At 40.0% G+C, this 730-nt stretch carries 1 protein-coding gene; it reads left to right on the top strand.

Annotated features, from left to right (window positions below; translation table 11 throughout):
- Positions 1-283: 283 nt before the first annotated feature.
- On the top strand, positions 284-730 hold a 447-nt coding region (locus R7Z50_RS27100), incomplete at its 3' end, for a fructose PTS transporter subunit IIA (protein WP_318149698.1).

Here is a 730-nt window from a genome sequence, read left to right on the forward strand (position 1 = left end):
TACAAAAATCCAGTTAACACATCAAATCTCCAGTAACAAAAACTCTATCAACAACACTCAATCCCTTTTCAAATGGGAGAAAAACCACATTTCACTTATCGTTTAGCTTCTTATCCATCATGTCACAGATATGCAGGTAGATTTGCCCAGTGAACGATCTAAATCACACTATAGTTAGTCGGTTACAATCCTCCAGTAAATGCATTTTTTCTTCACTACAGTCTTTTTCTCAGTAATTTAAAAATACCCCTGAAATAAAAATTATATTTATAGGGGTTCGACAATGATCACCAAACTAATAAATGAAGACTTAATTAAGCTTGATCTTAAAGCGTCTTCAAAAGAAGACGTATTTAAAGAACTGGTTGCCGTTCTTCATGCCCAAGGTCGTATTTCTGACCAAACACAATTTCTTGCAGATATAAAAGCACGTGAAGAATTAGGAAATACCGGATTTGAAGATGGCGTGGCAATTCCACACGCGAAAAGCGCCGCTGTGATTGAACCGGCGGTTGTGATCGGCGTAAGCAAATCAGGTATCGAGTACGGCGCGGAAGACGGTTTACCTTCAAAGCTGTTCTTCATGATCGCTTCTCCAGACGGTGGCGATAACCACCATATCGAAGTACTTGCAGAACTGTCTTCAAAATTGATTGAAGATGGTTTCATCGATGCGTTCTTAGGCGCAACAAACAGCCACGACGCACTGGCACTCCTTCTTGCTAAAGAA

It is taken from the genome of Vibrio sp. 1249-1, from assembly GCF_033340495.1.